Genomic DNA, 6,560 nt, shown 5'->3' with positions numbered 1-6,560 from the left:
AGAAGCGGCCCGGGGATACACAGTGAACATAATTTGAAGGAGTGGTAACGACGCATAAATTATTGTGAATCGTGTAGCTCATGGCGTAAGATTTCTCGGAGAGAAATCCACAGCCACTGAGCAGGAAGTTGCTGATAGAAGGCTAGATTTCAGCTAACATAGCAGAAGTTTTGCTATGGATCATAGTATAAAAGAAGCTTTATTGTAAGTATAAACTCAAAGTAATGTTTTATATAACAGAGTATAATATATTTTGTTATACTATAATAAAAGAACAGGTATTCATAGGCTCTTCGGATTTAATTTTGTATTAAATGTATTTGTAAAAGGAAAAATTATATGAGCAAAAATAAGGTTACATTACAAGAAGCTATTGAACGTAATTTAATGATTCGTGAGGCTTATCATAAATTAGAAGATTCCATTAATAATCAACGTTGGACTGTTGAAGAAGATGCATTAGGTTTCCTTACAGATGCAGCCTTAGTAGGGCGTCTGGCTATGGCTTATGAAAAAACATGGCCTACAGCTAATACAGAGGAGGATCTTAATAATTTACTTCCTCATAAAATTGGTGAATGTGTATGGTGGTTAGCCTCATTATCAAATCGGATGGGCATAGATTTTGAAAAAGCAATTATAGATTTTATAGAAGAAAAAGAAAGAGATTTAAAGTAGGCTTTGTATACTCTTCATGATATTAGCAGTTAGTATAAATATAGTGGTGCAGTGATATTGTGATATAGTGGTGCAGTGATACTGTGATATAGTGAGGCAGTTATATTGTGATATAGTGATGAAGTAGTGTTGTCATGCTGTACTGTAGTAATATTTGGAGTATAATAAAAAAATAACATCCCCTTTAAAAGCAATCAAATAACTTAACAAGGGGATTTTTTCTTAGGACATGGATAGACGTCATCATTCATTTCATAAGAAGAGCTGCTTTTTATATTAGTATTCATTTCCTACATGGAATGAGGTTGTATTTCATGATATACTAAGATTAAAGTGTATATAAACAACATATATAGGCTGAATTATTTTAAAATTATATATAAAATATGTAGGATAGTAGTTAGGGAGGTAGTATGTCACTAAAAGAAGTACAAGATAGACCATTGGTGGTTGGCGTGATTACTGTATCTGATACCCGTACACCTGCTACGGATAAAGGTGGTAATAAGGTGGTTGAGTTACTAGAGACGGAAGACCATATTGTAAAAGTACGAACCTTACTACCTGACGATGCGTCTAAAATTACAGAAGTGCTAGATCGTTGGATTGCCATAGAGGCCTTGGATGCTATTATCTTGACCGGTGGTACTGGCATTGCTAAGCGCGATGTTACCATTGAAGCGGTAGGGAGTATATTAAGTAAGGAAATCCCCGGCTTCGGTGAGATTTTTAGATACTTAAGTTATACTGAAGATATTGGCACAAAAGCCTTGGCGTCCCGTGCTATAGCAGGGGTGGCAGATGATGTACTTATTTTTGCCTTACCCGGTTCAGTAGGTGCCGTTACTTTGGGCATGAAAAAATTAATTTTGCCAGAAATTAAACATTTAGTCTTTGAAGTAAATAAATAACATCATTATTTTAGAAATAAATTCATACTTTGCAAATTGGATATAACATATTCATAAATATATGGATTTTGCAACTTACCAATCATTGGTAAATCGTTTATTGATATGCTATAATTATTGAGTATGTAAATATACTTTTCATTAGTTACTAATGGTGCCAGCATAGGTTTTGGAGGATACTATGGCTTTTCATTTAAAAAGCAAAGAGGAAAAATTTTTTAACCTTTTAAATAGTCACGCTGAATTATGTCATGAAGCGTCTATTATTATGGAGAAGGCATTTGAAGGGGAATTAACAAAAGAAGAAGCATTAACAGTGATTGACGCAAAAGAAAAAGATGCAGATAAACTTGTTAATGAAACAGTAGAAAAATTGCGTTCTACTTTTATTACCCCAATGGATCGTGAAGATATTCAATTATTGATTTCCCAATTAGATACAACAATTGATAGTATGAAAGACATTATGGATAAAATGTGTATGTATAATGTAGGGAAACCTAATGAAGGGGCCGTAAAGCTCATTCAGATTGTACAAAAATGTTTAAAACACATTACTAAATCCATTTCGTATATGAATAGCTTAAAAAAGAATCATGTCAAAGTGGAAGGCCGCGTGCTTGAAGTATTGCGTCTAGAAGAAGTAGCTGATGGTGTATACCATGAAGAAATGGCGACTTTATTTAGAGATTGTACAGATCCAATTGAATTGATTAAATGGAAGGAAATTCTCAACTCCATCGAAGATGTAATTGATGGTTGTGAGGATTTGGTTGGCACATTCCGCCGGGTTGTATTGAAGTATGCTTGATCATTGGTTAGTCTGGTTTGTGGTGTTTTTAGCATTGGCCTTTGACTATATTAATGGTTTCCATGATACAGCGAATGCTATTGCCACATCTGTATCAACGCGTGCTATTTCACCACAAAAAGCTGTTATGATGACGGCGGTTCTAAACTTTGCAGGTGCCTTAGTTAGTACGGGGGTAGCTAAAACAATTGGTGGCGATTTAGTTATTTCTGCTAGCCTAATTAATGCAGAAGTAATCAGTGCTGCCTTATTGGGTGCCATTGCGTGGAATTTAATTACTTGGTGGTATGGTATACCTAGTTCATCTTCTCACGCCTTAATCGGTGGTGTAGTAGGGGCTGTAATGGTATCTGTAGGGTATGAAGCGCTCAATTTTACCGGTATTGGCAAAATTTTCTTATCCCTTGTATTATCACCTATTATTGCCATGGTGTTTGGCTATATTATTATGAATGTACTTTTACTTTTATTTGGCCGATTTTCACCAATTGCTTTAAATGATAGTTTCCGCAACATGCAATTATTATCAGCCACTTTGATGGCATTTTCTCATGGTTCCAATGATGCGCAAAAGGCTATGGGGATTATTACCCTAACATTACTCAGTGGTGGTTATATTGAAACTTTAGATGTTCCTATGTGGGTTAAATTATCTTGTGCTACAGCTATGGCATTAGGTACAGCTGCCGGTGGTTGGCGTATTATTTCCACCATGGGGACTAAGATTTTTAAACTTGAAACCATTAATGGCTTTGCAGCAGACCTTAACTCAGCCATTACAATTTTTACAGCTACCTTTTTACATTTACCAGTGTCTACAACTCATGTAGTAAGTGGTTCTATTATGGGTGTTGGCACAGCTAAACGTGTTAAAGCGGTAAATTGGGGCGTAGCTCGTTCAATGGTTATGGCGTGGTTTGTTACGATTCCACTTAGTGCGATTATGTCAGCTGTGGCATATTCCATCATTCAAGGGATTTTATCCATAATTTAAATTTAAATATAATTAAAGCCTCGTTACGAGGCCTTTTTTATGTGAAAAAAAGAGCAAAAATCAGTATTCTGTACTTAATGACTAAGGATTGACATGTATGACTTGTTGAAAAGAGGACGAGTAAAATGTATATTTGGTGCCGAATTGTGAATTCTTATTCTCATCATTATGGTAGGAATTAAAAAGATAACACCTTGTTATGTAGTACTAAAAGTGAATGAATATGCAAGATTATATTGCATTTAATGGCAGGATTGTCTATAATGTATTTGAGAATAGAAAAATGCTCAACTTATGAGCTTTTTTTTATAAATGTAAAGTATACTATTTTTGTTATGTAAAAATAAAAAAAGAAAAATCGAAATATTTCGAAATAGTTTAGTTTTACAAAATCGTGATTAGGTGGGGAGAAGAACAATGAAACTAAATACGGCCACAGACTATGCATTTCGCATGGTTTTACATATGGCACTATTGCCTAACGGGACGAAAATCACAGGTAGCGAACTGGCGAAGGCTCAAAAAATTCCTGATCGGTTCTTATTAAAAATTATGAGACCTCTTATTGCCAGTGGCATTATGCGTTCGTTCCGTGGTGTTGATGGCGGGTTTGCTTTAGCTAAACAGCCGAAAGAGGTTACTTTATTTGATGTAATCGAAGCGGTTGAGGGGGCTACGTATTTACAGCGTTGTCTCTATGATAATGAAACCTGTTCCCGTGGATGTCATGGCAGTTGTGCAGTACAAGAGAGCTTTTGTCATATTCAAAAGAATCTTATTACTGAACTGAAGGCAGTAGATTTTGAAACCTTGGCTAAACGTGAACGAGAAATTCATTTAAAGCGAGGATGTCCATCGAAGGCGCAAGCGCGCGATTGTTAATGTGAGGAGGTATTAATATGATGGATGCAATTATGTTAGCTCGATTGCAATTTGCGTTGACATCGATCTATCATTGGCTGTTCGTTCCAGTAACCCTAGGGATGACAGTAGTTGTTGCTTGCATGGAAATTGCCTATGTATCAACAAAAAATGAAATGTACAAAAAAATGGCAAAGTTCTGGGGGAAATTATTTTTAATCAATTTTGCCATGGGTGTTGTTACCGGTATCGTTCAGGAATTCCATTTTGGTATGAACTGGTCTGAATACTCCCGTTTTATGGGCGATATCTTCGGTGCCCCTCTAGCATTGGAAGCGCTAACCGCTTTCTTCCTTGAATCCACTTTTATGGGTGCTTGGATTTTTGGTTGGGATCGTCTTTCTGCAAAAGCTCATGCTACAGTAGCGGTACTTGTAGCAATTGGTACTAATTTATCTGCATTCTGGATTTTAGTAGCAAGTTCTTTCATGCAAAATCCAGTAGGCTTTGTTATTCGTAATGGCCGTGCTGAAATGGAAAGTTTTGGTGCGATTTTAACGAATGGTTATGTGCCAGGCCAATTTGGTCACATTTTTACAGATGGTTTATTAACTGCTGGTGTTATTATTGCGTCTATTAGTGCATGGCATATTTTACGCAATAATGCCTTAGACTTCTACAAACGCTCTATGAAATGGGGCTTAGTATTCTCTATTATTGGTGGTATTTTAGTAGCTGGTGCAGGGCACTTACATGGTCAATATGTAACTAAAGTTCAACCAATGAAAATCGCATCTGTAGAAGGTCTTTGGGAAACAACTGAAGGTGCTTCTTTCAGTATGTTTGCTACAATTGATGAAAAAAATCAAACAACTAATAGCTTTATTGAAATTCCTAAAGTACTAAGCTTTGTAGCCACTGATGATTTCAATGGCGAAGTAAAAGGTATGAAAGATCTTCAAAAAGCTGATGAATCTAAATATGGTCCTGGAGATTATGTACCACATGTAACGTCCATGTACTGGACTTTCCGTGCCATGGTATTCTCCGGTATGTTAATGTTATTAGTAGCTATCGTTGCCTTTGCAATGAATCGCGCTGGTAAGCTTGAAACATCTCGTCCTATGTTAAAAACTGTGTTCTGGATGTTGCCTTTCGTTTACATTGCTAACGCAAGTGGCTGGTATGTAGCAGAAATGGGTCGTCAACCTTGGCTTGTTTATGGCTTACAGAAAACAGCGGCTGGTGTATCGCCAACTGTAACAGCTAATGAAATCTTAACAACAATTATTGGCTTTACTGCAGTGTATGTATTGGCTGCTATTGCTGCCCTTTATCTTGCAGTAAAACACATTAAAAAAGGTCCAGAAGGCAATCCATCTCATGATGTTAGAGAGGAGGCAGCATTATGGAAGTAATTTTACAACATTTAGATGTAGTATGGTTTATTCTAGTATGCGTTCTATTTGCTGGATTCTTCGTACTTGAAGGCTTTGACTATGGTGTTGGTATTTTATTACCATTCCTTGGTAAAACTGACGTAGAACGTCGTCAAATGATTAATACAGTAGGTCCTGTATGGGATGGTAACCAAGTATGGATGATCACCGCTGGTGGTGCTACATTCGCGTCCTTCCCACATGTATATGCTACTTTATTCAGTGGCTTCTATCTTGCTTTATTCTTAATGCTTGCTGCCTTAATTGCTCGTGGTGTAGCATTTGAATTCCGCAGTAAAGACAAATCCTTAGCATGGCGTAAAACCTTTGATTATTGCATTTTCTTTGGTTCCTTGATTCCAGCTCTTCTTTGGGGTGTTACGGTAGGTAACTTGATTCAAGGTACACCAATTGATGGCAATATGAACTTTGTAGGTGGCTTCTTTGATTTATTAAGCCCTTATACAATTCTTTGCGGTATTGCTTTCATTTTAGTATTCGTATACCATGGTGCGCTTTATACTTCACTTAAAACCTTAGGTGATATTTCTGAACGCGCTCGTGCAACGGCTTTAGTTGAAGGTGTAATTACAGCGGTAGGTGCTTTAGTATTAGTTGGTGCTACGTATGTATACACTGATTTATTCAATAGCACATTCGCTATGGTTGCTTATGCAGCAGCAATTGTATTCTTCATCGTATCTTGGGTATTCACTCGTATGCGTCGTGTAGGTTGGGGCTTCACTTTTAGTGTATTAACTATTATCTCCATTACTGTTGCATACTTTGCAGGCTTGTTCCCACGCATTATGGTATCTAGCCTAGATCCAAGCTATAGCTTAACAATTACTAATGCAGCATCCTCT

At 36.7% G+C, this 6,560-nt stretch carries 7 protein-coding genes; all 7 read left to right on the top strand.

Features of this window, described 5'->3' with window-relative positions:
• Nucleotides 1–339: 339 nt before the first annotated feature.
• The gene (locus tag Q0376_RS00960; RefSeq protein WP_298703114.1) at nt 340–678 is read left to right on the top strand and encodes a MazG-like protein; all 339 of its coding nucleotides are present in this window, start codon (nt 340–342) and stop codon (nt 676–678) included.
• Nucleotides 679–1,091: 413 nt separating this feature from the next.
• Nucleotides 1,092–1,589, top strand: coding sequence for a molybdenum cofactor biosynthesis protein B (locus tag Q0376_RS00955; RefSeq protein ID WP_298703113.1), 498 nt, complete (start codon nt 1,092–1,094; stop codon nt 1,587–1,589).
• Between the two features lie 181 nt (nt 1,590–1,770).
• A complete protein-coding gene (locus Q0376_RS00950; protein WP_298703112.1) occupies nt 1,771–2,400 on the top strand; it encodes a DUF47 domain-containing protein in 630 nt (209 codons plus the stop codon).
• Complete coding sequence (locus tag Q0376_RS00945; protein ID WP_298703111.1) at nt 2,393–3,394, top strand: inorganic phosphate transporter; 1,002 nt, start codon at nt 2,393–2,395, stop codon at nt 3,392–3,394. Before Q0376_RS00950 ends, Q0376_RS00945 begins: the two co-directional genes overlap by 8 nt.
• Before the next feature lie 417 nt (nt 3,395–3,811).
• Nucleotides 3,812–4,276: an Rrf2 family transcriptional regulator gene (locus Q0376_RS00940; protein WP_298703110.1), complete on the top strand. Its 465-nt coding sequence runs from the start codon at nt 3,812–3,814 to the stop codon at nt 4,274–4,276.
• A gap of 17 nt (nt 4,277–4,293) precedes the next feature.
• Nucleotides 4,294–5,673: a cytochrome ubiquinol oxidase subunit I gene (locus Q0376_RS00935; RefSeq protein ID WP_298703109.1), complete on the top strand. Its 1,380-nt coding sequence runs from the start codon at nt 4,294–4,296 to the stop codon at nt 5,671–5,673.
• A partial coding sequence (gene cydB / locus Q0376_RS00930) for a cytochrome d ubiquinol oxidase subunit II (RefSeq protein WP_298703108.1) occupies nt 5,664–6,560 on the top strand: 897 nt, incomplete at its 3' end. The genes Q0376_RS00935 and cydB, both read left to right, overlap by 10 nt.

This window comes from uncultured Veillonella sp., from assembly GCF_937981445.1.
Taxonomy (GTDB): Bacteria; Bacillota; Negativicutes; order Veillonellales; family Veillonellaceae; genus Veillonella_A.
This window is presented reverse-complemented; position numbering and strand designations above follow the sequence as displayed.

Coding starts and splice junctions, on each gene's coding strand:
- Q0376_RS00960 (WP_298703114.1), top strand. CDS start 340: ATGAGCAAAAATAAGGTTACATTACAAGAAGCTATTGAACGTAATTTA.
- Q0376_RS00955 (WP_298703113.1), top strand. CDS start 1,092: ATGTCACTAAAAGAAGTACAAGATAGACCATTGGTGGTTGGCGTGATT.
- Q0376_RS00950 (WP_298703112.1), top strand. CDS start 1,771: ATGGCTTTTCATTTAAAAAGCAAAGAGGAAAAATTTTTTAACCTTTTA.
- Q0376_RS00945 (WP_298703111.1), top strand. CDS start 2,393: ATGCTTGATCATTGGTTAGTCTGGTTTGTGGTGTTTTTAGCATTGGCC.
- Q0376_RS00940 (WP_298703110.1), top strand. CDS start 3,812: ATGAAACTAAATACGGCCACAGACTATGCATTTCGCATGGTTTTACAT.
- Q0376_RS00935 (WP_298703109.1), top strand. CDS start 4,294: ATGATGGATGCAATTATGTTAGCTCGATTGCAATTTGCGTTGACATCG.